The 23,465-nt window shown below is 62.0% G+C and carries 23 protein-coding genes; 15 read left to right on the forward strand and 8 right to left on the reverse strand.

Annotated elements, in window-relative coordinates; translation table 11 throughout:
- Positions 1–3: 3 nt before the first annotated feature.
- From R3F42_06475 to rlmD, 4 genes are all read left to right on the forward strand, one after another.
- Positions 4–2,082 carry a hypothetical protein gene (locus tag R3F42_06475; protein MEZ5541672.1) on the forward strand — a complete coding sequence of 693 codons (2,079 nt, stop codon included), beginning with the start codon at positions 4–6 and terminating at the stop codon, positions 2,080–2,082.
- A gap of 88 nt (positions 2,083–2,170) precedes the next feature.
- A complete protein-coding gene (locus R3F42_06480; protein ID MEZ5541673.1) occupies positions 2,171–2,785 on the forward strand; it encodes a YdbL family protein in 615 nt (204 codons plus the stop codon).
- Positions 2,786–2,876: 91 nt separating this feature from the next.
- Positions 2,877–3,644, forward strand: coding sequence for a 3'-5' exonuclease (locus tag R3F42_06485; GenBank protein MEZ5541674.1), 768 nt, complete (start codon positions 2,877–2,879; stop codon positions 3,642–3,644).
- 373 nt (positions 3,645–4,017) lie between these two features.
- The gene (rlmD, locus tag R3F42_06490; protein MEZ5541675.1) at positions 4,018–5,349 is read left to right on the forward strand and encodes a 23S rRNA (uracil(1939)-C(5))-methyltransferase RlmD; all 1,332 of its coding nucleotides are present in this window, start codon (positions 4,018–4,020) and stop codon (positions 5,347–5,349) included.
- Between the two features lie 16 nt (positions 5,350–5,365).
- On the opposite strand, the gene R3F42_06495 is transcribed toward rlmD, so the two are convergent.
- From R3F42_06495 to R3F42_06525, 7 genes are all read right to left on the reverse strand, one after another.
- Positions 5,366–6,364, reverse strand: coding sequence for a VanZ family protein (locus R3F42_06495; GenBank protein MEZ5541676.1), 999 nt, complete (start codon positions 6,362–6,364; stop codon positions 5,366–5,368).
- Between the two features lie 25 nt (positions 6,365–6,389).
- Positions 6,390–7,070, reverse strand: a complete 681-nt coding sequence (locus R3F42_06500) for a hypothetical protein (GenBank protein ID MEZ5541677.1) — start codon at positions 7,068–7,070, stop codon at positions 6,390–6,392.
- Positions 7,071–7,404: 334 nt separating this feature from the next.
- Positions 7,405–8,001, reverse strand: coding sequence for a lytic transglycosylase domain-containing protein (locus R3F42_06505; GenBank protein MEZ5541678.1), 597 nt, complete (start codon positions 7,999–8,001; stop codon positions 7,405–7,407).
- Positions 8,002–8,017: 16 nt separating this feature from the next.
- The gene (locus R3F42_06510; GenBank protein ID MEZ5541679.1) at positions 8,018–9,730 is read right to left on the reverse strand and encodes a proline--tRNA ligase; all 1,713 of its coding nucleotides are present in this window, start codon (positions 9,728–9,730) and stop codon (positions 8,018–8,020) included.
- Between the two features lie 63 nt (positions 9,731–9,793).
- Positions 9,794–10,063: a hypothetical protein gene (locus tag R3F42_06515; protein MEZ5541680.1), complete on the reverse strand. Its 270-nt coding sequence runs from the start codon at positions 10,061–10,063 to the stop codon at positions 9,794–9,796.
- A complete protein-coding gene (locus R3F42_06520) occupies positions 10,063–10,407 on the reverse strand; it encodes a phenylpyruvate tautomerase MIF-related protein (GenBank protein MEZ5541681.1) in 345 nt (114 codons plus the stop codon). Before R3F42_06520 ends, R3F42_06515 begins: the two co-directional genes overlap by 1 nt.
- A complete protein-coding gene (locus R3F42_06525) occupies positions 10,407–10,850 on the reverse strand; it encodes a DUF4124 domain-containing protein (GenBank protein ID MEZ5541682.1) in 444 nt (147 codons plus the stop codon). Before R3F42_06525 ends, R3F42_06520 begins: the two co-directional genes overlap by 1 nt.
- Before the next feature lie 298 nt (positions 10,851–11,148).
- Between R3F42_06525 and R3F42_06530 the strand changes: the two genes are divergently transcribed.
- The 9 genes from R3F42_06530 (at position 11,149) to R3F42_06570 (ending at position 20,576) form a co-directional block, all read left to right on the forward strand.
- Positions 11,149–12,843 carry an acetolactate synthase 3 large subunit gene (locus R3F42_06530; protein MEZ5541683.1) on the forward strand — a complete coding sequence of 565 codons (1,695 nt, stop codon included), beginning with the start codon at positions 11,149–11,151 and terminating at the stop codon, positions 12,841–12,843.
- Between the two features lie 17 nt (positions 12,844–12,860).
- Complete coding sequence (gene ilvN / locus R3F42_06535; protein MEZ5541684.1) at positions 12,861–13,352, forward strand: acetolactate synthase small subunit; 492 nt, start codon at positions 12,861–12,863, stop codon at positions 13,350–13,352.
- Positions 13,353–13,431: 79 nt separating this feature from the next.
- Positions 13,432–14,448, forward strand: a complete 1,017-nt coding sequence (ilvC, locus tag R3F42_06540; GenBank protein ID MEZ5541685.1) for a ketol-acid reductoisomerase — start codon at positions 13,432–13,434, stop codon at positions 14,446–14,448.
- Between the two features lie 46 nt (positions 14,449–14,494).
- Positions 14,495–15,106: a phosphatidylserine decarboxylase gene (locus tag R3F42_06545; GenBank protein MEZ5541686.1), complete on the forward strand. Its 612-nt coding sequence runs from the start codon at positions 14,495–14,497 to the stop codon at positions 15,104–15,106.
- A gap of 1 nt (position 15,107) precedes the next feature.
- Positions 15,108–15,908 (forward strand): CDP-diacylglycerol--serine O-phosphatidyltransferase, encoded by an 801-nt coding sequence (pssA, locus tag R3F42_06550; protein MEZ5541687.1) that lies wholly within the window; start codon positions 15,108–15,110, stop codon positions 15,906–15,908.
- Positions 15,909–16,179: 271 nt separating this feature from the next.
- The gene (locus R3F42_06555; protein MEZ5541688.1) at positions 16,180–17,730 is read left to right on the forward strand and encodes a 2-isopropylmalate synthase; all 1,551 of its coding nucleotides are present in this window, start codon (positions 16,180–16,182) and stop codon (positions 17,728–17,730) included.
- 10 nt (positions 17,731–17,740) lie between these two features.
- Positions 17,741–18,448 carry a uracil-DNA glycosylase gene (locus R3F42_06560; GenBank protein MEZ5541689.1) on the forward strand — a complete coding sequence of 236 codons (708 nt, stop codon included), beginning with the start codon at positions 17,741–17,743 and terminating at the stop codon, positions 18,446–18,448.
- Positions 18,449–18,463: 15 nt separating this feature from the next.
- Positions 18,464–18,928 carry a ribosomal protein S18-alanine N-acetyltransferase gene (gene rimI / locus R3F42_06565; GenBank protein MEZ5541690.1) on the forward strand — a complete coding sequence of 155 codons (465 nt, stop codon included), beginning with the start codon at positions 18,464–18,466 and terminating at the stop codon, positions 18,926–18,928.
- A 67-nt stretch (positions 18,929–18,995) separates the two neighbouring features.
- A complete protein-coding gene (locus tag R3F42_06570) occupies positions 18,996–20,576 on the forward strand; it encodes a peptide chain release factor 3 (protein ID MEZ5541691.1) in 1,581 nt (526 codons plus the stop codon).
- A gap of 3 nt (positions 20,577–20,579) precedes the next feature.
- On the opposite strand, the gene R3F42_06575 is transcribed toward R3F42_06570, so the two are convergent.
- Positions 20,580–21,032, reverse strand: coding sequence for a YcgN family cysteine cluster protein (locus tag R3F42_06575; GenBank protein ID MEZ5541692.1), 453 nt, complete (start codon positions 21,030–21,032; stop codon positions 20,580–20,582).
- Positions 21,033–21,096: 64 nt separating this feature from the next.
- Between R3F42_06575 and R3F42_06580 the strand changes: the two genes are divergently transcribed.
- Together R3F42_06580 and R3F42_06585 are read left to right on the forward strand one after the other, a co-directional pair.
- The gene (locus R3F42_06580; GenBank protein ID MEZ5541693.1) at positions 21,097–22,386 is read left to right on the forward strand and encodes an MFS transporter; all 1,290 of its coding nucleotides are present in this window, start codon (positions 21,097–21,099) and stop codon (positions 22,384–22,386) included.
- A gap of 173 nt (positions 22,387–22,559) precedes the next feature.
- On the forward strand, positions 22,560–23,462 hold the full coding sequence (locus tag R3F42_06585; GenBank protein MEZ5541694.1) for a crotonase/enoyl-CoA hydratase family protein: 903 nt from the start codon (positions 22,560–22,562) through the stop codon (positions 23,460–23,462).
- Positions 23,463–23,465 lie beyond the last annotated feature (3 nt).

Here is a 23,465-nt window from a genome sequence, read left to right on the forward strand (position 1 = left end):
CGCATGCCCGGTGCACGGGTCGTCGTCGCCGCGTGCGCGGCGCTGGGTCTGCTGGCGGTCGCGATCGGTCCCGGGTATGCACTCGACACGGCCGCGCTGCGCCTCGGTCGTGTGGCCGGGTCGGGCTGGGCGCTCGATGACGTGATGCTGCACGCCGACTGGCCGCAGTCCGGACAGTCCGGCATGGCGCTGACCGCGGCGCGGGCCGAGTTGCCGCAACCCCTCGGCACGCTGCGTGCCGTCACGCTGTCCTGTCCGGATCTCCGCTTCGATACCGGCGGCATCCGCTGTGCGGCCGGCACCCTGGTTGGAGATTCCTCGCAACTGGGTCACCAGCAGCTCGCGACCAGTTTCCGATACCAGCAGGACACGGGACGGCTCGAACTCGAGCTGCGCGGGATCCGTTATCTGGAGGGGCGGCTGTCGCTGACGGCCGCTTATGATGACGGTGACTGGTCGATCGTGCTGGACGGCCGGCAGCTGTCGCTGCAGCAAGCCAGCCGGCTGGCCGCTACGCTGGATGCTGCCGTCCCGGTGCTGGAGGGTGACGGTCGGCTCACGCTGACTGCGAGCATGCGCGGTCGCGGCAGCGCGCTGGCGCAGGCCACTATCGAGGCCCGGGTACAGGGTGCGGCGATATCCAACGCCGCCGGCAGTATCGCCGGGGAAGACGTTGACCTGAGCGTCACGCTGCAGGCCAGCACGATCACGGCGGGCTGGCGGGTGCTCGCGCGCGCGCGTGCCGAGCGCGGCGGCTTTTATGCGGAGCCGGTCTATGTCGCCATTGCAGGGCAGCCGGTGACGGTCTCGGCACGGCTGGACTGGCTGACACGGCACAAGGAGCTGGTGCTGCGCGAGCTCGAATACCAGCACCCTGCATGTGTGCGCCTGAATGCGCACGGCCGGATCGGATTCGCGGCGGCGCCCACGATCAGCGCACTGCGGATCGATGTGCGCGAGGCGGCGCTGGGGCCGCTGTACAGCAGCTACCTGCAGCCCTGGCTCAGCGGAACGCCGGCCGGGCGCCTGACGGCGGCCGGCGCCCTGTCCGGCCAGCTGGAACTGCGCGACAATGCCGCCGTCGCGGCAAGCGTGCGTTTGCAGGATGTGGATCTGGACGACCAGGATGCCAGATTCGGCTTCACGGGCCTGGCGGGCAACCTGGACTGGTCGGCGGGACGGAACCCGGAGTACAGCGAGCTGTCCTGGACCGGTGGGCATGTCTATCGCATCGCGCTGGGGCCAGCCCGGATCGAGACCGAATCGAGCGGCAATACCGTGCACCTCGTCCGCTCGACCCAGATACCGGTGCTGGACGGCTTGCTGCAACTCGATAGTTTCGATCTTGCCGCCGAGACGGGACAGCCGCTGCGCTGGCAGGTGGACGGCCTGCTCACACCGATCTCAATGCAGCAGCTGACCGCCGCCCTGGGCTGGCCGGAGTTCGGCGGCAAGCTGTCGGGGGTTATTCCCGCGGTACGTTACGACGGCGGCAGCCTGGTCGTGGGCGGTGTGTTGCTGGTACGGGTGTTCGACGGTGTGGTCACCCTGCGCGACCTCAGGCTCGACAGCCCGCTGGGGCTGGTGCCGCGACTGCAGGTCGATGCGCACATCGACAACATCGATCTGGAACAGCTCACCCGTACCTTCGCGTTCGGTCGCATCGAGGGTCGCCTGGACGGCAGCATCGAGGGTCTGCGTATGGAATCCTGGCGGCCGGTGGCATTCGATGCCGACTTCGCCACGCCTGAGGACGACAGGTCACGGCACCGCATCAGCCAGAAGGCGGTGGACACGATCTCCAATATCGGCGGGGGTGGGGTCGGCGGCGCGCTGTCGCGCAGCTTTCTGCGTTTTCTGGAGGACTTCCCGTACGACCGGCTCGGGATCCGCTGCCGGCTGGAGAACGGCATCTGCCAGATGGGCGGGGTGGAGCCGGCGGAGCAGGGCTATTACCTGGTCAAGGGCCGATTTATACCGCCGCGCCTGGATGTGATCGGCTATGCGGATCGGGTCGACTGGGACGGCCTGGTGGCGCAGATCATCGCGGTCACCGGGCAGCAGAATGTTGTCGTACAATGACGGCGTGGGAGCGCTGCCGTGTTAACCTCCCGCTTGCCGTTCCGTTAGTCATTGTGAGCGTATACAGAATCCACCGAGAGGTATGGCCATGAGCGCACTGCGTGCCCCGATGTCACTGTTGCTGCTGCTGTTCGTCACCGCCTGCGTCACCATCAATGTGTATTTCCCGGCCGAGGCGGCGGAAAAGGCGGCTGACCGGATCATCAAGGATGTCTACGGATCCACACCGCCGGCCGCGCCGCAACAGACGCCCGTGGAACCGCAGCCGCAGTCACGGCTCGAATCCCCGGACATGGTGCCGGCGGCACTGGCAGCGGTACTGGACTGGCTGGTGACTCCGGCCCAGGCCGGCGCGGATCTCTCGGTCAACACGCCGGCAATCCGCCAGCTGACGGCGAGTATGGAAGCGCGCCACCGCACCCTGGCACCGTACTACGCCACCGGCGCGATCGGTATGACGCAGGACGGACAGATCGAACTGCGTGACCAGAAGCTGGTGCCGCTGGCGGAACGCAACACCGTCCGCAACCTGGTGGCGGAAGAGAACCGTGACCGCAGCGCCCTGTATGCCGAGATGGCCCGGGCGAACGGCCATCCCGAGTGGGAAGGCGAGATCCGCGCCACCTTTGCACGGCGCTGGGTGGACAATGCGCGTGCCGGCTGGTGGTACCAGGCCGCCGGCGGCGCCTGGAAACAGAAATAATTCGACAGGGTGAGCTGACAAATATCCCGCCACCGCGGGTACAGGGAAAATTCATCGTTCACCCCGTGTGCTCCGTGGCATTGGTCTTTTCATGAATATATTCGTTTTCGATATCGAGACCGTGCCGGACGTGGCGGCGGGCCGCACCCTGTACGATCTCGATGGCCTGGATGACAAGGACGTGGGCCGGGTGATGTATCACAAACGCGTCGAGGAGACCGGCGGATCGGAATTCCTGCGCCATCACCTGCACCGTATCGTCGCGATCTCGGTAGTGCTGCGCACGCCGGAGCGCTTGCGTGTCTGGTCCCTCGGTGAACCGGATGCACCGGAGGCGGAACTGCTGCAGCGTTTTTTCGACGGTATCGACCGGTTCACGCCGACCCTGGTGTCCTGGAACGGTTCCGGCTTCGATCTGCCCGTCATCCATTACCGCAGCCTGCTGCATGGCGTGGTGGCGGCGCGGTACTGGGATACCGGCGGCGACTTCAAATGGAACAACTACATCAGCCGTTACCACGAACGTCACACCGACCTGATGGACGTGCTGTCCGGCTATCAGCCGCGGGCCAGCGCCAGGCTCGACGAGATCGCGACCCTGCTGGGATTTCCCGGCAAGATGGGCATGAGTGGCGCGCATGTCTGGGACAGCTACCTGGGCGGTGATATCGAGGGTATTCGCAACTACTGTGAAACCGATGTGCTGAATACCTACCTCGTATATCAGCGCTTCGAACTCATACGCGGCCACCTGAGCGCGACGCAGTACGGCAAGGAGTGCGAGCGGGTGCGCGAGGAACTGGTGGCGATGGACAAGCCGCATCTGCACGAGTTTCTCGCAAACTGGCGGTATGCCTGAGTACAGGAAATCCGCTCGTGGAAAGACGCCAAGGCACAAGGTAAACATGACGGCAGGGCCAGCATGGAATTGCGCTTGTGGATCATCACTGGCACTACTGGAGGCAGGGGTGGCAGTAGCGGTTGGCGATGCGGTTATTCGAGAGTTGTGGCGTGCTGATACGTGCGCCGCTGCTGCGGTATGCGGCGTTTAATGAGCCGGTTTGCCATGGCGCCGCCGCCCCCGCTTTTGCTATGCAAGACGCCCCGTTGATCGTCTCCGGGCTGCCGCATCCAGGCGCGATTCCGTCTCGTGGCGCCAGTGCGCTGCACAGCAATTCTCGCTGTATCCCCTGTGCGCTCCGTGGCTGGCTGGCTGACTTCGCCATCAAACCATGAGCAAACGCACCCGCAGGCCGCGTCTGCCTGAACCGGTTGGTCAGGTCACCATCGAATCGCTGTCGCACGACGGTCGCGGTGTGGCGCATGTCGCCGGCAAGGCGGTCTTTATCGAGGGCGGACTGCCCGGCGAGACGGTCGGCTTCGAATACCTCGCAACCCATCGCAACTTCGATGAGGGCAGGGTGACCGCAATCCGGCAGGCTTCCCCGGATCGGGTCGAACCGCGCTGTCCGCATTTCGGCGTCTGCGGCGGCTGCAGTCTCCAGCACCTTGAGGCCGGGGCGCAGATCCGGGCCAAGCAGCAGACCTTGCTGGACAATCTCGAGCGGCTCGGCGGCGTCGTTCCCGCCACGGTTCTGCCGCCACTTACCGGTCCGGTCTGGGGTTATCGCGGCAAGGCGCGTCTCGGCGTCAAGTACGTCAACAAGAAAGGCCGGGTCGTGGTCGGTTTCCGCGAGCGCCGCGCACCCTATGTGGCGGATCTGACCCGGTGCGAGGTGCTGCATCCGTCGGTCGGTACCCGTCTAGGAGACCTGGCCGCGCTGGTCGGGGGGCTGGCGGCGCGTGCGCGCATACCGCAGATCGAGGTCGCGGTGGGCGGGGCGGTGACGGCGCTCGTGTTCCGCCACCTGGAACCGCTGGACGCTGCCGATCTGGCGCGCCTGCAGGACTTCGCGCGCGTGCAGGGCATCCATGTCTACCTGCAGCCGGCGGGGCCGGACAGTGTGCATGCCCTGGCGCCTGCGGATTCCGTGCTGACCTACCGGCTGCCGGAACAGGATGTCGAACTGCGCTTCCTGCCGAACGATTTCACCCAGGTGAACGACGCCATCAACCGCAGCATGGTCGCGCGCGTGCTGGAGTTGCTGGCGCCGGAGCCTGAAGATGGCGTCCTCGACCTGTATTGCGGGCTGGGGAACTTCACGTTGCCGCTGGCACGCCTGGCAGGCAGCGTGACCGGAATCGAGGGGGAGGCCGGGCTGGTCAGCCGGGCGCGCGATAATGCCCGGCGCAACGGTCTGGACAACGTCTCGTTCCATGTGGCCGATCTGGACGGTGATCAGCGCCAGGCGGCGTGGGCGGGCGTGGCCTACAGCAAGATCCTGCTCGATCCGCCGCGCAGCGGAGCGGCGGCGGTGCTCGACGTGATCGGCAACATCCATCCCCGGCGCCTGGTCTACGTGTCGTGTCATCCCGGCTCGCTGGCGCGTGATGCCGGCATCCTGGTCAGAAAACACCGTTATCGGCTCGCTGCGGCAGGCGTGATGGACATGTTCCCGCATACCGCCCACGTGGAATCCATCGCGCTGTTCGAGTCGGGCTGAACCGGCACCCAGTCCGTCATTCCAGACGCAGCGGACCCATGCAGAACACCACCGGCCGGGAAGTGTCGGTGATATACAGCGTGACACCGGCGATGTGCGCCATGTCCATCCGGCGTTCGGCGGGCGCATGCAGCACCTCGGAGAGCGGGATGTGGATCGTGTTTTCCCCGGGGGCCAGCGCTAGCCGCCGGTTGTAGCGATCGGTTTGCTCCTGGTTATGGCGGGCATCGTCGATGCGGATGCTCAGTTCGAGCGGTTCGGGCTGGATCGAATAGAGCTCGAGCAGCAGCTGCGTATGTCCACGCCAGTCGGGTTGCGGTTCGATGATGGAAAATCCGGCATAACGAACCGGTTCCAGGCGCAGCCTGGCCAGCCCCGCCTTGCCGTTTGCAGCGCATGCCATGCTATCCCCCGGCCGGTCCAGGCTGGCATGGCTGAGCGCCAGAAAGGGTGCGCTCCAGCGCGCGGCGGGATCGGCGAGAACCGGGAAGGCGTGGGCGCGTTGCTGATAGGCCCAGGCCAGGACGCAGAACGGACTGATGCTGGCGATGGCCAGGCAGCCAACCGGTACCAGCAATGCCAGGCGCCGGGATGCCCGCTGCAGCGGCTGCCCCCGGGCGCGGAGCCCGGGGTCGAACGCGGCGCTGAGACCGAGGGCGCTGAGGATGCCGGCCAGGTCGCGCAGCACATCAATGGCATCGGCATCGCGCCCGGTGACTTCCTGGATCAGCTCGACTGCAATACCGCACGTCAGACAGACGACACCGGCCACGAGGTAATCGGCCACCCCCCGCCGCGTGCACCGCTTGGCGTAGGCGCGATAGCTGCACAGCACGAGCAGGGCAAGCACGCCGAACAGCAGGGTATGCCCGGTATTCTGCAGTTCACGCCAGAGCAGGCTGTCCTCTGCCAACCGCCCGAAGGTGATGCCGAGCAGTAACGCGATGCTGCCGGCGACGGCATAGCCCGGCCGGCAGCGCGGCCATGGCGCCGCGGGTTGCGCCATGCTGTTCATGCTGCCGGTTGCTGGTGGTCGGTGCTCACGGGATGGCGTTCACCGGCGCAGTCGAAGGCATGAGTTCCTGTGTTGTCACTGCCGGACGCGGGTGCGACCGTTTGCCGAACTTGTAGCCGATGAGCGCGCTGATCAGGCCGTTGGTCAGGCTGCCGACCTTGGGAACCGGTGTAACATTGACGAACAGTCCGGTATCGGCGCCGAAGCGCAGGCTCACGGGCGGCGTGCAAATCAGCTTCATCGTGTCCTTTTCGTAACTGTTACCCTTGTAGGCGCAGTTCAGGGAAATAACCGGTGTGAAATAGCGATACCGGTAATCCTCGTGGGAGACGTTCGAGAACACCATCAGGCTCTGCTTGCTGTAGGAATCGACGTAGGTGCTGATCCCGGTCTCGAAATTCCATTTGTCGCGGCTGTAATCCCGGGAATACCCAACGAAACCCATATTGCCCTCATTGGTTCTGGGAGTCGGTTCGAAGTGCTTGTCGTAGCCGTACACATACAGGCTGCTGGTGCCCGTGGCAACGCATCCCGACAGCAGGAGCAGCGATAGCAGGAAGGCGCCTGGGATCGGCGGAAAGCCGGCGACCGGGATGGTTCGCGCAGCGTGAGCGGTACGATCCGAATCCGGCTGCGCGGCACCGGCAGCGCCAGGGGCGCCGGTGCGGGTACGATGATCCTGTTCCTGGTGACTGGCTTCGGTCATGGCGTGCCCCATGCTACCCGAGAGGGTGGTTACCAGGCCAGGGAAAATGCACGCGTTCCGACCGCAGCCACGTTGCGGACGCGATGCCGGGCCGGTCGGCCACAGCCACGCACGCAGTGCGGCCCGCTGTTCGTCCGCGATTCGCGTCTCGGTGATCAGGACCTGAGGCGTAGTTCCGCGCGGCTGTGGCGATTGCTTGCGCCTGGCAGGGCGCGGCGAGCGAGGTGTAGTCGTGGCGACATGCGTGCGCCGCAACACGGCCAGTTGCGAAATCAGCCCGATCCCAAAGGTTTGCGGCCGATCACGCGGCGCGCGTGGAATTAGGGTACAGCTGCTACTGATGATACCAGATGGTCCGCAGCGCCTTGAACACGCGGCGCGGGTACCAGTGCTTGCCGACGCTGCCGTTGTAGCGCGCCAGCGCCTTGTGCATGTTGCCCTTTTCGCGCTGCAGGTAAATGCTGAGGATGGTGCAGCCGAAGCGCAGGTTGGTCGCGATGTCGAACAGATTGTCATTCGGCTTGCCGATTTCGTCCAGCCAGAATGGCATGATCTGCATTATGCCCTGGGCGCCGGCCGTGGAAATTGCGAACCGGTCGAAATTGCTTTCCACCGTGATGAGTGCCAGTACCAGTTCCGGGTCCAACCTGGCGCGCCTGGCTTCGTAGTGCACCTGTTTGAGGATGTCCAGGCGCTCCTGCGGGTTGTCGACGCGGGATGCCAGTCGATTGGACATGTCGGTGAGCCAGACCTCCGCATCGAAGCGATCGGTGAAACTGTCGCTGGAACTGATCGCGTCGATCAGCAACTGGCGCATTTCCGCGTCCGGTCGCTCCTGGGTCGCCGGCCTGGCCGGTGTCGCGCACAGCAGCAGGCCCGCCAGGGCGGCGGCAAGCAGGTATCGGCTGGTGTATGGCGTGTGCGGCAGCATACCCGGTGTTAACGGCTCAGTTCAGCAGCAGTTGACCCTGCAGGAAGGCGATGATTTCGCCGCGCGGGATGTCACGACTGTCGCTGTCGCGCCGCGATTTGTATTCCAGCATATCCCGGTCGAGATTCTTCTCGCCCACCACGATGCGATGCGGGATTCCGATGAGTTCCATGTCGGAGAACATCACACCGGGGCGTACCGGGCGGTCGTCCAGGAGGACCTCGAAACCCGCCTGCTGCAGTTCGCTGTAGAGGGCCTCGGCGGCCTCGCGCACGCGCTGGGATTTCTTCATGTTCATCGGTAACAGCGCGACCTGGTAAGGCGCGATGGCGTCGGGCCAGATGATGCCCTGCTCATCGTGATTCTGCTCGATGGCGGCGGCGACGATGCGCGAGACGCCGATGCCGTAGCAGCCCATCACCATCGGGATTTCCTTGCCCTGTTCATCCAGCACGGATGCCTTCATGGCCTCGCTGTATTTCGTGCCGAGCTGGAAGATATGTCCCACCTCGATGCCGCGCGCGATGACCAGCATGCCCTTGCCGTCGGGGCTGGGGTCGCCCGCGACCACGTTGCGCAGGTCGACGGATTCCGGTGCCGGCAGGTCGCGGCCCCAGTTGACCCCGCGCAGGTGGCGGCCCTCGGTATTGGCGCCACAGACGAAGTCAGCCAGTTGAGCGGCGGCATGGTCGACGAGCACGGGGATGCGCAGCCCGACCGGCCCCAGCGAGCCGCTCGGACAGCCGGTCGCCGCACGGATCCGCGCGTCGGCAGCGAATTCCAGCGGGGCCTGAATGGCCGGGTGCTTCTCTGCCTTGATGGCATTGAGTTCGTGGTCTCCGCGCAGCACCAGTGCGACCACCTCGTCCTCGCTGCCCCTGACGATCAGGGTCTTGACGCACTGGTCGGGACGGACACCCAGAAAGGCGCAGACCTCGGCGATGCTGTGCACGCCGGGGGTGTCCACCTGGGTCATGGCCGCGGTCGCGGCCGGTACCGGCACCGCGGCCGGCGGCGCCGGCACGGTCTCGACGTTACCGGCGAAATCGCTGTCCGTGGAGAAGGCGATCGCGTCTTCGCCGGAGTCCGCCAGGACGTGGAATTCCTGCGATACGCTGCCGCCGATGGCGCCGCTGTCGGCGCGCACGGCGCGGAATTTCAAGCCGGTACGGGTGAAGATGCGCGAGTAGGTTTCGTACATCAGCTGGTAGGTTTCCTCGAGCGACGCCTGGTCGGCGTGAAAGGAGTAGGCGTCCTTCATGAGGAATTCGCGCGCCCGCATGACCCCGAAGCGCGGCCGGATCTCGTCGCGAAACTTGGTCTGGATCTGGTAGTAGTTGACTGGCAGCTGCCGGTAGCTGCGCAGCTCGCGGCGTGCGATGTCGGTGATGACCTCCTCGTGGGTCGGCCCGAAGCAGAAATCACGCTGGTGACGGTCGGTGATGCGCAGCAGTTCCGGCCCGTATTTGTCCCAGCGCCCGGATTCCTGCCAGAGTTCGGCCGGTTGCACGGCCGGCATCAGCAGTTCCAGTGCGCCCGCACGGTCCATTTCCTCGCGTACGATCGCCTCTACCTTGCGCAGGACTCGCAGGCCGAGCGGCAGCCAGCTGTAGACACCTGCGGCCTGTTTGCGCAGCATGCCGGCTCGCAGCATGAGCTGATGGCTGACGACCTCGGCATCGGCCGGAGTTTCTTTCAGGGTGGAGAGGGGAAACTGGGACAGGCGCATGGTGACAGGGTCGTGTGGTTTGACAGGCTGACGATTGTAGCGGTCCTGCCGGCTTTGTACGAGTCAGCGGTCATGCTCCAGTTGCGGCGGTACCGGCAGGACATTGACGTCGGCGCGGATATCGAGGGTTTCGTAGGCGGTGCCCGGCGGGGGCTGGGTGTCAGTCACCTGCCACTCGCCGCGTGCGTTACGCCACTTGTACAGGCGCTCGGTTTTCGGGGGGAAGGGGTGATACGGCAGCAGGGTCCGTACCTGGCGCACCGATTCAGGGTGGGTGTAGAACCAGAGGCCAGTGCCGGCAGCCAGTAGCAGCAGCAACCAGGCCAGTCGCATCAGAACGTGCCGCCGTTCCAGCCCCACATCCGGCGCGGTGCATCGGTGAACTCGATATAGATGCGCTCCGGGTCGATCGCGGTGGCGTCGCTGACCAGTTCGCACAGCACGCGGGATGCATCCGCCGTGACAGATTCGGGCAACCCGATGCTCTTGAGTTCGAGATAGGCCAGCGGGGCATCCGTTCCCGCAAACTGCATGGCGGGATTGTGCTCGACCGAGACCATGACATAGCGCTCCGGCTTGCCGAGCTGCCCGGCGACCACCGTCGAGGCCCTGGCCGCGAGCGTCTTGGCCTGGCCGGGAGTCAATACGGTATTGACCTGAATTCTGAGAAAGGGCATTACTCGCTGTCTTTGCCGCAGAACTGTTCGACCTGCTGGTTGGCCTCGGCGATGCGCTTCTGGCGCTCTTCCTCGCTCATGTTGACGTAGTCGCCTTTCTCGTTGCGGTAGCGCAGGTGGCCGCCGAGGTTGAGCTGGGCCAGATTGTTTTTGGCGATCCGGCAGTTTTCCTTGGAGATCCGTGCGACCTCGGCCTCGTATTCCGACTTGGCGCGGGCGGCATCTGTCGCGGCCGCGTCCGGCTCTGCGGGTTGCTCGGCCGCCCCGTTCGTACCGCCGGCCTGCAGCGCCGCGGCATGTTCGGCGGTCTGGATCACGACATACTCGATGCCCGGCGGCGGCGGCATCTGGGTGTACTGCACCTCGTTATTTTCATTGTGCCACTTGTAGACTTCTGCACCTGCCGGGTTCCCCAGTAGCAGCAGTGCTCCCGTAAAAAACATATAAATCAATTTGTTGCGTGAAAAGACAGGCAGGCGAGCAAAGGTCATGGCTAGGTCCCTGTAGATCAAATCTGTACGGATACTATGGTTAAGTTCGTGCCGGAACAAGCCTACCGTTCACACTCTGGGTGTCATACCGAGACCGGCACCCGGATACTATCGGCAGCGCCCGGAATCCCTTGACCTTTGCCTTGATTATCAGTACTTTTCCCGTTTTCAGCAGGTGACAGGGCTGCCCGTCTAGCGGGCTTTTTTTTACGCAATCACAAGGCCCTAGGGCAGGTGGCGGGAGTCGCAGGTGGAATTGACGGGTGCGGAAATATTTGTGCGTTCGCTGCAGGACGAGGGGGTCGAGTATGTCTTCGGCTACCCCGGTGGTGCGGTGCTGCACATCTACGATGCCCTGTACGTGCAGGACAAGGTCAATCACATCCTGGTGCGTCACGAACAGGCCGCCACTCACGCCGCCGACGGTTATGCACGCTCGACCGGCAAGCCAGGCGTGGTGCTGGTAACCTCCGGACCGGGGGCGACCAATGCGGTGACCGGTATCGCCACCGCCTACATGGACTCGATACCGATGGTGGTGTTCACCGGCCAGGTGCCGACACACCTCATCGGCAATGACGCCTTTCAGGAAGCCGACAACATCGGCATCACGCGCCCCTGCGTGAAACACAACTTCCTGGTGAAGGATGTGAGCAAGCTCGCGGAGACCATCAAGAAGGCCTTCTATGTCGCAACCACCGGCCGGCCGGGCCCCGTGGTGGTGGACATTCCCAAGGACATCACGGCGCAGAAGGCTGAGTACCACTATCCCGACAAGGTGCACATGCGTTCCTATAACCCCGTGCATGCCGGGCACATCGGGCAGATCAAGCGTGCCGTCAGCCTGATGCTGGATGCGAAGCGCCCCATGATCTACACGGGGGGTGGCGTGATACTCAGCGATGCCGCGGCATCCCTGACGCAGCTTGCACGGGCACTCGACTTCCCGGTGACCAACACCCTGATGGGGTTGGGCGGTTACCCGGCAACGGACCGGCAGTTCGTCGGCATGCTGGGCATGCACGGCACTTACGAGGCCAACATGGCCATGCACCACTGCGACGTGCTGATCGCAATCGGGGCCCGCTTCGATGACCGCGTGACCGGTAACGTGGAAAAGTTCTGTCCGCAGGCGCGGATAGTGCACGTCGACATCGACCCAGCCAGTATTTCCAAAAACGTCAAGGTGGACATCCCCATCGTGGGTGGCGTCGACAATGTGCTCAAGGCCATGCTGACCGAACTCGGCAACAGCGGCCAGAAGCCGGATGCCGGTGCGCTGGCGGCCTGGTGGCAGCAGATCGACGAATGGCGCTCGCGCGACTGCCTGCGCTACGACCGCGACAGTGACCGTATCAAGCCGCAGTACGTGATCGAGACGCTCTACCAGGTGACCGCAGGGGATGCCTTCATCACCTCCGATGTGGGGCAGCACCAGATGTGGGCCGCGCAGTTCTACAAGTTCGACCAGCCACGGCGCTGGATCAACTCCGGCGGCCTGGGCACCATGGGCTTCGGTCTGCCGGCGGCCATGGGCGTGCAGCTCGCCCATCCCGACAGTACCGTCGCCTGCATCACCGGAGAGGGCAGTATCCAGATGTGCATCCAGGAACTGTCCACCTGTCGGCAGTACGCGCTGCCGATCAAGATCGTCAATCTAAACAACGGCTACCTGGGCATGGTGCGCCAGTGGCAGGAATTCTTCTACCAGAAGCGCTACGCCATGTCCTACATGGAGTCCCTGCCGGACTTCGTGAAGCTCGCGGAGAGCTATGGCCATGTAGGCATCCAGGTAACCCGGCCCGAAGACGTGGAGGGTGCCCTGGTCGAGGCGATGCGGCAGAAGGACCGCCTTGTGTTCCTGGATTTTCTCACTGACCGGGAAGAGAATGTCTACCCGATGATCCCGGCCGGCGGCGGCCAGAACGAAATGATATTGATCTAGTGTGAACAGGCCCTAACATGCGCCACATCATTTCAATCCTGATGGAAAACGAGGCCGGTGCGCTGTCGCGCGTGGCCGGCCTGTTCTCGGCGCGCGGCTATAATATCGAGTCGCTCACCGTGGCGCCGACCGAGGATCCCTCGTTGTCGCGCATGACGCTGGTTACCCGTGGCACCGACGAGATCATCGAGCAGATCACGAAGCAGCTCAACAAGCTGATCGACGTGGTCAAGCTTATGGACATGACCGACGGGCCGCATATCGAGCGCGAGATGATGCTCATCAAGGTGCGGGCGACGGGCGAGAAGCGCAACGAGCTGAAACGGATGTCGGATATCTTCCGCGGGCGCATAATCGACGTGACCCCGGAAACCTACACCATCGAGATGACCGGCGCAGGGGACAAGCTGGATGCCTTCGTGCAGGCGCTCGACCCGGGGGTAATCATAGAAGTGGTGCGTTCCGGTGTATCCGGGATCGGGCGCGGCGACCGTTCGCTCAAACTCTGACCGGTAGCGGCGGACGGTTTACTCAATTCATGATGTCGCCGTATGACATCGACGACAGGCAACAGGGCAGGTATCGACCATGAACATCTATTACGACAAAGACGCTGACCTTTCCATCATCCGCGGGTTGAAGGTGACCATTATCGGATACGGATCGCAGGGGCATGCACATGCCAACAACCTGAAGGATTCCGGCGTCGACGTGACCGTGGGGCTGCGGTCCGGCTCGATTTCCGAGGCCAAGGCGAAGAAGTCCGGCATCACCGTCAGGCCGCTGGAGGAAGCGGTCAAGGGTGCCGACGTGGTCATGGTGCTGGCGCCGGACGAGCACCAGGCGCGGTTGTACCGCGATGTCATCGCCCCGAACATCAAGCAGGGTGCGGCGCTGGCGTTCGCGCACGGTTTCAACATCCACTACCAGCAGATTGAGCCGCGCGCCGATCTCGATGTCATCATGATCGCACCGAAAGGGCCGGGTCATCTGGTGCGTTCCACCTACAAGGCCGGTGCCGGTGTCCCGAGTCTGATCGCGGTCTACCAGGATGCCAGCGGTCGTTCGCGCGACATCGCGCTGTCGTATGCCTCCGCCAACGGCGGCGGCCGGGCCGGTATCATCGAGACCAGCTTCAGGGAGGAGACGGAGACCGACCTGTTCGGCGAACAGGCCGTGCTGTGCGGTGGCGCCACCGCGCTGGTGCAGGCGGGCTTCGAGACCCTGACGGAGGCGGGATACGCGCCCGAGATGGCTTATTTCGAGTGTCTGCACGAACTCAAGCTGATCGTTGACCTGATGTACGAGGGCGGCATAGCGAACATGCGCTACTCGATCTCCAATACGGCGGAATACGGTGACCTGACGCGCGGCCCGCGGGTGGTGACCGCCGAGACCAAGCGCGAGATGCGGCGCATTCTCGACGAGATACAGAACGGCGAGTTCGCGCGCGAATTCATTCTCGAAAATCAGGCCGGCGCCGCGACGCTCAAGGCCAAGCGCCGGCTAGGGCGTGAACATCCGATCGAGATCGTCGGTGACCGGCTGCGCGGGATGATGTCCTGGATCAACGAAGGCAAGATCGTCGACAAGAGCGTCAACTAGTCCGTCACCGCGCGACAGCCATGACCGGGCGTTCGGGTAACTGGGCGTGAATCGCAATACATTGATCTCGCGCCAGGGTCTGGTGCCCCTGCTGGTGGCGACGCTGGCCGGCGTGCTCGTGCTGCACTTCATCGGCCTGCCGGAATCGTTGCCGTTCTGGGTGCTGGCGCTGCTGATACTGGTGTTGTTCCGTGATCCGGAGCGGGATATACCGTCCATTCCGTTGTCCGTGCTCAGCCCGGCGGACGGCCGGGTCGTGGAGATCGAAAAGGCCGAGGATCCGTACCTGCACAGGGCGAGTCTGAAGGTGTCCATCGAAATGAATGCCGCAGGCGTCTACACCACGCGCAGTCCCATATCCGGCAAGGTGATGGAGCCGCCGAACAACCCCCGCGGCGATCAGTCGCCGCACGGTGTCTGGCTGCAAACCGACGAAGGCGATGATATTGTGCTGGTCATGAACAGGGGGCGACTGCATAACAAGCCGCGCTGCTATATTCGTATCGGCGACCGGGTAGGGCAGGGCAAGCGGTGTGGTTTTGTGCATCTTGGCGGGCGTGTGGACATGTACCTGCCGGAGAACAGCAGGCCTCAGGTGTCCGCCGGCAACGCCGTACATGCCGGCGCCGATGTCATCGCGAAACTGGTACACAACTGACATGGACAGGGAGCCCGAAGATCTCGCCGAGGACGAATCCGTTGAGCGGAGACACCGTGGCATCTATCTGTTGCCGAACATGATCACCACCGCCGGCCTGTTCGCCGGCTTTTATGCAATTGTCGCGGCAATGAACAACCGCTTCGAACCGGCGGCCGTCGCCATCTTCGTGGCCATGATCATGGACGGGATCGACGGCCGCGTGGCGCGGCTGACCAATACCCAGAGCGAGTTCGGCGTACAGTACGACAGCCTCTCGGACATGGTCTGCTTCGGGCTCGCACCGGCGCTGGTCATGTACGAATGGTCGCTGCATTTCATGAAGAGTGTCGGCTGGGCCAAGCTCGGCTGGCTCGCGGCGTTCATCTACACTGCCAGCGCGGCGCTGCGGCTGGCCCGCTTCAATGCCCAGGTGAGCACCGCCGAGAAGAAATATTTCCGTGGTCTGCCGAGCCCGTCCGCAGCCGGGGTCCAGGCCGGGCTGGTTTGGGCAGCCACCGACCTGGGAATCGACGGCAGGGATCTGGTCTATCCCGTGTTCGTGCTTACGATCGCGACCGGCATGCTCATGGTAAGCAATATCCGGTATTTCAGTTTCAAGGAGTTCAACCTGAAGAACCGGGTGCCGGTGGTAGCCCTGCTGCTGGTGGTGCTGATCTATGCCTTTGCGTCCATCGACCCGCCCAAGGTGCTGTTCGCGGGTTTCCTGATCTATGCGATCTCCGGGATCGTCTACACCTTGATCGGTATCCGCAACCGGCGCCGGGCCAGGCGGCGGGGTGAGCAGCAGGGGCAGGACTAGGGGCTTGCAAAACGGGCCTGTTTGCCTTTAGTCTTGGACCATGAGTTGCGCAATTTTCAGCACAGGTAACGACCGGCCCGCCGTGCGGCGCAGGTCAGTGCTGCTGTCCTTCCTGCGACTGCTGCCTTCGGGCAGATAATTCCCTTGCCTGGCGAGGCCAAACGCAACCCGAGTCTATCCAGCCAGCCGCAGCTAACGGCAGTTTTGCTATGCTGGCGCAAACCGGTTCCGACACCCCCTGCAGCAGGCGGGTGTCCGAGGGAGCAGGATTATGAGCAGCAAAGACAAATTGATCATTTTCGATACCACCTTGCGCGACGGCGAGCAGAGCCCTGGCGCATCGATGACCAGGGACGAGAAGGTGCGTATCGCCAAGGCGCTGGAGCGCATGCGCGTCGATGTCATCGAGGCCGGCTTTCCCATCGCCAGTCCCGGGGATTTCGAATCCGTGCAGGCCGTCGCCCGCGCGGTCTCCGGCAGCACCGTGTGTGGCCTGGCGCGCGCGCTGGAAAAGGACATTGACCGGGCCGGCGAGGCGCTGCAACCGGCCGCGTCCGCGCGCATCCATACCTTCATCGCCACATCGCCCATACACATGCAGATGAAGCTGCGCATGCAGCCGGATCAGGTCATCGAACAGGCCGTGCGCGCCGTCAGGCATGCCCTGCGCTATACGGACAACGTCGAGTTTTCCCCGGAAGACGCCGGTCGTTCGGAGACGGATTTTCTGTGCCGTGTCATCGAGGCCGTGATCGATGCCGGTGCCCGGACCATCAACATTCCGGATACGGTCGGTTACAACCTGCCGCACCAGTTCGGCGAACTGATCCGGACGCTGATCGAACGGGTGCCCAATTCCGACAAGGCCGTGTTCTCGGTGCATTGCCACAATGACCTCGGTCTGGCGGTCGGTAATTCCCTTTCCGCCGTACTCAACGGGGCGCGCCAGGTGGAATGCACCATCAACGGTCTGGGCGAACGTGCCGGCAATGCCGCGCTCGAGGAAGTGGTCATGGCCGTGCAGACCCGCCAGGATGTGTTTCAGTGCCAAACCGGCCTCGATACCTCCCAGATCATGACCTGCTCGCGGCTGGTTTCGGGCATCACGGGCTTCGCAGTGCAGCCGAACAAGGCCATCGTCGGCGCCAATGCCTTTGCGCACGAGTCTGGGATACACCAGGACGGGGTGCTGAAGAGCCGCGAGACCTACGAGATCATGCGTGCCCAGGATGTCGGCTGGACAGCCAACCGGATCGTGCTCGGCAAGCACTCGGGTCGCAATGCATTCCGCACCCGCCTGCATGAACTCGGCATTGAGTTCGAGGCCGAAGAAGACCTGAACAATGCGTTCGCCCGCTTCAAGGAACTCGCCGACAAGAAGCACGAGATCTTCGACGAGGACCTGCAGGCGCTGGTGACCGAGTCGGGGCTGGAATCGGAAAACGACTGGCTCAAGCTGGTCGCGCTGCGGGTTTGCTCCGAGACGGGCGAGACGCCGCACGCGCGTCTGACCCTGTGGGTCGATGGCGAGGAAAAACCTGCCGAGGGTACCGGTAGTGGGCCGGTTGATGCATCGTTCAAGGCGATCGAGGCGCTTATCAACAGCGGTACCGAGTTGCAGCTTTACTCGGTCAACAATATTACCAGCGGTACCGACTCGCAGGGCGAGGTAACCGTGCGCCTGCAGAAGGGCGGACGCATCGTGAATGGCCAGGGTGCGGATACCGATATTGTCATCGCATCCGCCAAGGCCTACATCAATGCACTCAACAAGATCATTCTGCCCAACGAGCGCGCCCATCCGCAACTGGGCGATGTCTAGGAACGGCGGGATGGGAGCAGAACTGCGCAACGCCTACCTGGAAGCGCTGGGTATCCAGCGCTGGGTCGTGCGTGCACCGCCGCCGCCCGTTAACGCTGAGCCGGCGCCGCGGCGGGCGGCGGTCGCGGATGGCGGCGCCAGCTGGGATGCCCTGCGGGCGGAGGTCGCCGGCTGTACCCGCTGTGCGCTGCACGAGACGCGCACGCGGACGGTATTCGGTACCGGCGACAGGAATGCCGATTGGATGCTGATCGGCGAGGCGCCGGGTGCGGATGAAGACCGCCAGGGCGAGCCTTTCGTGGGGCGCGCCGGCCAGCTGCTGAACGAGATGCTGTATGCCGCCGGCATGCGCCGCGACCAGGTCTATATCGCCAATATCCTGAAATGCCGGCCACCGGGTAACCGTAACCCCTTGCCACAGGAGGTTGCCTGCTGCCAGGACTACCTGCAGCGCCAGATCGCACTGGTGCGTCCGCGGATCATTCTCGCACTGGGTGGCATCGCGGCGCAGAACCTGCTGCAGACGGACCTGAGTGTCGGTCGGCTGCGCGGCAGCAGGCACAGCTACGGAGCGCGGGGGATTCCTCTGGTCGTGACATATCACCCGGCGTATTTGCTGCGTTCACCGCTGGAGAAGAGGAAGGTGTGGGATGATCTGCAATTTGCGCTACGGGTTTACAGCGAATCCGATCTGTCCGCGGCTGGGTCGCAACGATAGGGGGCGAGCGTCGGTATGAGTGCCATTCTCAGGGAACCTGCCCTCGAATTCCGCCCCATGCGGGAAGAGGATCTCGATGATGTCATCGAGATCGAGCGCCAGAGCTATCCCTTTCCGTGGTCGAGGTCGATCTTCGGCGATTGCCTGCATGCCGGCTACAGCTGCTGGGTGTGTACCCGCGGCGGCGTCATCGTGGGCTACGGCATCATCTCGGTCGCGGTCGGCGAGTCGCACCTGCTGAACCTGTGTGTACGGGAAGCTGCGCGGGGGCGGGGGACCGGGCGCAAGATGCTGAGGCACCTCGTGTCCATTGCGCGTCGTCATGATGCCGAGATCATGTTCCTGGAAGTGCGGGTATCGAACCAGCTTGCGCGCAGATTATATGAATCGGAGGGTTTCAACGAGCTTGGTGCGCGCAGGGCCTATTATCCGCTGCACGAGGGCAGGGAGGATGCCCTGATCCTGGCCAGGACGCTTTGAATTCTCCCCAATACGCGGTCGATCGGCTAGAATAGCCCATCGAGAATTACCCCGGTTTCACGTTCCCATGGCCAGGCAAAGTACCGAGACGGCGCGGCGTCGCACGTTTGCTATCATTTCCCATCCGGACGCAGGCAAGACCACCCTGACCGAGAAGCTGCTGCTGTTCGGCGGCGCCATTCAGCTTGCCGGCACGGTCAAGGGACGCAAGGCTGCGCGGCATGCCACGTCCGACTGGATGGAGCTGGAAAAGCAGCGCGGCATATCCGTGACCTCCTCCGTCATGCAGTTCCCCTACCGTGATGCCATGGTCAACCTGCTGGACACCCCGGGGCACGAGGATTTTTCCGAGGACACCTACCGCGTGCTGACCGCGGTCGATTCGGCGATGATGGTGATCGACTGTGCCAAGGGCGTGGAGGCGCGCACCATCAAGCTGATGGAGGTGTGCCGTTTGCGTGATACACCAATCTGCACCTTTATCAACAAGCTCGACCGCGAGGGCCGCGAGCCGATCGAACTGCTCGACGAGATCGAGGAGATCCTGAATATCCGGTGCGCGCCTGTTACCTGGCCGATCGGGATGGGCAAGCGGCTCAGGGGTATTTATCACATGCTCAACGATGCCGTGCACCTCTATGAGCCGGGCAAGAACGCACAGCGACAGGAGTCCAGAAAAATCAACGGACTGGACAATCCCCTCCTGGACGAGGTACTGGGGGATCTGGCGCAGGAGCTGCGCGACGAGATCGAACTCGTGCGCGGTGCCAGTCATGCCTTCGATCAGGTGGCCTACCTGGCTGGCGAACTGACACCAGTTTTCTTCGGGTCCGCCATCAACAATTTCGGCGTGGATGAGCTGCTCGATCACTTCGTCGCGACCGCGCCAGGTCCGTTGCCGCGCCAGACCACAACGCGCAAGGTGGAGCCCGACGAAGATCGTTTCACCGGTTTCGTATTCAAGATCCAGGCGAATATGGATCCCGCACACCGCGACCGAATCGCGTTTCTCAGGATCTGTTCCGGCCGCTATACCAAGGGTATGAAAATGCATCACGTCCGGATCGGGCGGGATGTGCAGGTATCCAATGCGCTGACTTTTCTCGCGTCAGATCGCGATCATGTCGATGAAGCCTTTGCCGGTGACATCATCGGGCTGCACAACCACGGTACCATCCGGATCGGGGATACCTTCACCCAGGGCGAAGACCTGAAGTTCACAGGCATCCCGAGTTTTGCCCCGGAACTGTTCAGGCGGGCCGTGCTGCGGGACCCGCTGCGCATGAAGGCGCTGCAGAAAGGCCTCGACCAGCTGTGCGAGGAAGGCGCCACGCAGCTGTTCCGCCCGTTAAAGAACAATGACCTGATACTGGGAGCAGTCGGTATCCTGCAGTTCGACGTCGTGGCCCACCGGCTCAAGGACGAATACGGCGTTGACTGCGCATTCGAGTCGGTTTCGGTAGCCACCGCGCGTTGGGTGGAATGCAAGGATGGTGTCATGGAGGAGCGCTTCCGGGAGAAGGCCTACGAGAACCTTGCCGAGGATCAGGGTGGGGGGCTGGTCTATATTGCGCCAACACGCGTGAATCTGGAACTGGCGATGGAAAAGTGGCCCGACATCGAGTTTCACGCCACGCGTGAGCATTGACGGTCACAAGTCTATCCAGCTGATGATGTAATCCTCGAAGGCTTCCGGGTGTACGCTATCCTCTGGCAGCGTGCGTCCTGCCACCGAGATACCTGCCCGCTGTACCGTCTCGGGCGAGCCGGAAACGAGCGGATGCCACCATTCCAGCGGCCTGCCTTCCGCAACCATCCGGTAGGCGCAGCTGCGCGGTAGCCACTTGAAAGTTGCAGAATCTCCGGCTTCGAGCACCAGACAGTCACCGACCAGTTCCTTGCGCTGGCTGTAGTCCCGGCAACGGCAGGTCGTGCCATCCAGCAGCCTGCAGGCAATGCGGGTGTAGAAAACCAGGCCGGTATCCACGTCCTCGAGCTTGTGCAGGCAGCAACGGCCACAACCGTCGCACAGAGACTCCCATTCGGAGGGTGTCATTTGGTCCAGCGTCTTTGTATTCCAAAATGCCATGCCTTCTGCAACCATACACCCTTTCCTGCTGGCAGCGTGCGTTATCCATAGCAGGATCGATCCGGGGTGTAAAGCAACCATGAGCAATGCGCGACAGAAGTGGGGCTGGGCATTTTATGACTGGGCAAATTCCGCCTATTCAACAACTGTCATGGCGGGCTTTTTCCCGGTCTTTTTCAAGGAATACTGGAACGACGGCCTCAGCGCGGTCGACAGCACCTTTCGGCTCGGCATGGCCAATTCCCTGGCCAGCCTGATCATCGTGCTGATGGCACCGGTGCTGGGTGCGATCGCGGACAGCATGAGCCGGCGCAAGGCCATGCTGTTCGGATTTGCTTTTCTCGGTGTGCTGATGACCGGCAGTCTGTATCTCGTGGGGCAGGGCGACTGGCAGCTGGCTGCGGGATTTTACGTGATCTCGCTAATAGGATTCTCCGGCAGCAATGTCTTTTACGATTCGCTACTGCCGTTCGTGTCCGATACGGGGAATGTCGACCAGGTTTCCGCGCTTGGTTTCTCGTTGGGTTATCTGGGTGGGGGGGTGCTGCTGGCAGTCAATGTGCTTATGACCATGCATCCTTCCTGGTTCGGCCTCGCTGACGGTATTGCCGCGGTCAAGCTCTCGTTCCTCGTCGTGGCATGTTGGTGGCTGGTGTTTTCGCTGCCGTTGATGCTGCTGGTGGACGAGCCGTGGAAGGCGGCAACAGCCGGTGCAGGGTATTACGTGCGGCAGGGCTTCACGCGTATCTGGCATACCCTGCACGAGGTACGGGCCTTGCGCCATGTATGGCTGTTCCTGATTGCCTACTGGCTCTACATCGATGGCATCGACACGATCATACGCATGGCTGTCGATTACGGGCTATCGCTCGGTTTCGATCAGAACAGTCTCATAGCCGCGCTGCTAATAACGCAGTTTGTTGGCTTTCCTGCGGCGCTGGTGTTCGGTTGGCTTGGTGGCCGGTATGGACCCAAGGCAGGTATTATTGCCGGGCTGGGAATTTACACGGTCGTTACCGTCTGGGCCTCGCTGATGAGCACGGCAATCGAGTTTTACCTGCTGGCACTCATGATCGGGCTTGCCCAGGGTGGGGTACAGGCGCTGAGCCGGTCGCTCTACGCGCGGATGATACCGGAAGGCCGCACGGCGGAATTCTTCGGTTTTTACAATATGCTCGGCAAGTTCGCAGCCATCATTGGACCGATCATGATGGGTTGGGTCGGCGTTCTGACCGAAAGCTCGCGCGTCGGTTTGTTGTCGCTGTTGGTTTTGTTTATGATCGGCGCCATGGTCCTGCTGAAAGTCGATCCAAAGGCGATCGTGGCGGCTCATGCGCTGAAAAACGATCACCAGCGCGCATCTGTATGACGCATAATGTATTGTTTTGTATTGATAAAAACTTTAAGTTGCGGCCTGCAAGTAATCATTTGCCTGCATCTGCAGAGATATGTAAGTATTCATATTGAAAACAATACAAATACTAGAGTTTTGTTGCAGTCCACACGAGTCAGTTAACTGCAGAAACCATCGGAGGTGTTTCTATGGATAAGAATAATAAAGGAGTGCTTTCTCAGTTTTATAACCAATTAGTGACAGAATTTGACCAAGAATCCGGCGTGATGTGGTGTTATATGAACCCACATCCGCGTCCTTGCTTCACACCTCAGCTTTTGAACGATCTAAACCGATTCCTCCATGTCGTAAAAAATACTATTTCGTCAGAACTGGCGATAGAGGGGCGATCAAAAGTAAGGTATATCGTTTTTGGGTCTCATAAGCCCGGTGTTTTTAGTTTGGGAGGTGATTTGAGATTGTTTTTAGATTGTATTAATTCGTCAGACAAAAAAAGGCTCAGTGAGTATATGAGACTGAGTATAGAAGTAATGTATAACATTTATACAAATATGGACATGCCAATAACAACTATATCAATGATTAGAGGTAATGCGTTAGGTGCTGGGTTCGAGGGCGCATTATCGTGTGACTATATTGTTGCTGAAAAAACAGTCCAGTTAGGGTTCCCAGAAGTCTTATTTAACATGTTTCCAGGCATGGGCGCATATAGCTTTCTGGCGAGGCGACTTGATTCTGCTCGAGTAGAAAAGATGATTCTTAGCGGAAGAATTTATAATGCTGAAGAGCTCTATGAAATGGGTTTAATACACCTTCTATCTGAAAGTGGTGATTGTAAAGACGATGTAATGAATTTTATACGGAAGATTGATAAAACCAGTAATACTCGAAATGCTGTGTTAAAAGTGAGGAATAGAATTAATCCTGTTAGATTCCAGGAGATGATGGATGTCGGTGAAATTTGGGTTGACGCGGCGTTGTCGCTAACTCCAAAAGAGTTAAAAGTAATGGAAAGATTAGTACGCTCTCAGGATAAAATGGCGAAGTCGCTTGTGAATCCGCTGGAGGAGAAGGTAAATGTGAATGCGTAAATC

Source organism: Pseudomonadota bacterium, from assembly GCA_041395565.1.
Taxonomy (GTDB): domain Bacteria; phylum Pseudomonadota; class Gammaproteobacteria; order UBA9214; family UBA9214; genus UBA9214.

What these genes read in the sequence shown, in the direction of transcription:
- rimI (MEZ5541690.1), top strand. Translation starts at nt 18,464, where the DNA reads ATGAGTGCCATTCTCAGGGAACCTGCCCTCGAATTCCGCCCCATGCGG.
- R3F42_06560 (MEZ5541689.1), top strand. Translation starts at nt 17,741, where the DNA reads ATGGGAGCAGAACTGCGCAACGCCTACCTGGAAGCGCTGGGTATCCAG.
- R3F42_06505 (MEZ5541678.1), bottom strand. Translation starts at nt 8,001, where the DNA reads ATGCTGCCGCACACGCCATACACCAGCCGATACCTGCTTGCCGCCGCC.
- R3F42_06585 (MEZ5541694.1), top strand. Translation starts at nt 22,560, where the DNA reads ATGGATAAGAATAATAAAGGAGTGCTTTCTCAGTTTTATAACCAATTA.
- pssA (MEZ5541687.1), top strand. Translation starts at nt 15,108, where the DNA reads ATGGACAGGGAGCCCGAAGATCTCGCCGAGGACGAATCCGTTGAGCGG.
- R3F42_06580 (MEZ5541693.1), top strand. Translation starts at nt 21,097, where the DNA reads ATGAGCAATGCGCGACAGAAGTGGGGCTGGGCATTTTATGACTGGGCA.
- R3F42_06555 (MEZ5541688.1), top strand. Translation starts at nt 16,180, where the DNA reads ATGAGCAGCAAAGACAAATTGATCATTTTCGATACCACCTTGCGCGAC.
- R3F42_06515 (MEZ5541680.1), bottom strand. Translation starts at nt 10,063, where the DNA reads ATGCGACTGGCCTGGTTGCTGCTGCTACTGGCTGCCGGCACTGGCCTC.
- R3F42_06495 (MEZ5541676.1), bottom strand. Translation starts at nt 6,364, where the DNA reads ATGAACAGCATGGCGCAACCCGCGGCGCCATGGCCGCGCTGCCGGCCG.
- rlmD (MEZ5541675.1), top strand. Translation starts at nt 4,018, where the DNA reads ATGAGCAAACGCACCCGCAGGCCGCGTCTGCCTGAACCGGTTGGTCAG.
- R3F42_06475 (MEZ5541672.1), top strand. Translation starts at nt 4, where the DNA reads ATGCCCGGTGCACGGGTCGTCGTCGCCGCGTGCGCGGCGCTGGGTCTG.
- R3F42_06485 (MEZ5541674.1), top strand. Translation starts at nt 2,877, where the DNA reads ATGAATATATTCGTTTTCGATATCGAGACCGTGCCGGACGTGGCGGCG.
- R3F42_06570 (MEZ5541691.1), top strand. Translation starts at nt 18,996, where the DNA reads ATGGCCAGGCAAAGTACCGAGACGGCGCGGCGTCGCACGTTTGCTATC.
- R3F42_06480 (MEZ5541673.1), top strand. Translation starts at nt 2,171, where the DNA reads ATGAGCGCACTGCGTGCCCCGATGTCACTGTTGCTGCTGCTGTTCGTC.
- ilvC (MEZ5541685.1), top strand. Translation starts at nt 13,432, where the DNA reads ATGAACATCTATTACGACAAAGACGCTGACCTTTCCATCATCCGCGGG.
- R3F42_06575 (MEZ5541692.1), bottom strand. Translation starts at nt 21,032, where the DNA reads ATGGTTGCAGAAGGCATGGCATTTTGGAATACAAAGACGCTGGACCAA.
- ilvN (MEZ5541684.1), top strand. Translation starts at nt 12,861, where the DNA reads ATGCGCCACATCATTTCAATCCTGATGGAAAACGAGGCCGGTGCGCTG.
- R3F42_06520 (MEZ5541681.1), bottom strand. Translation starts at nt 10,407, where the DNA reads ATGCCCTTTCTCAGAATTCAGGTCAATACCGTATTGACTCCCGGCCAG.
- R3F42_06500 (MEZ5541677.1), bottom strand. Translation starts at nt 7,070, where the DNA reads ATGACCGAAGCCAGTCACCAGGAACAGGATCATCGTACCCGCACCGGC.
- R3F42_06525 (MEZ5541682.1), bottom strand. Translation starts at nt 10,850, where the DNA reads ATGTTTTTTACGGGAGCACTGCTGCTACTGGGGAACCCGGCAGGTGCA.
- R3F42_06510 (MEZ5541679.1), bottom strand. Translation starts at nt 9,730, where the DNA reads ATGCGCCTGTCCCAGTTTCCCCTCTCCACCCTGAAAGAAACTCCGGCC.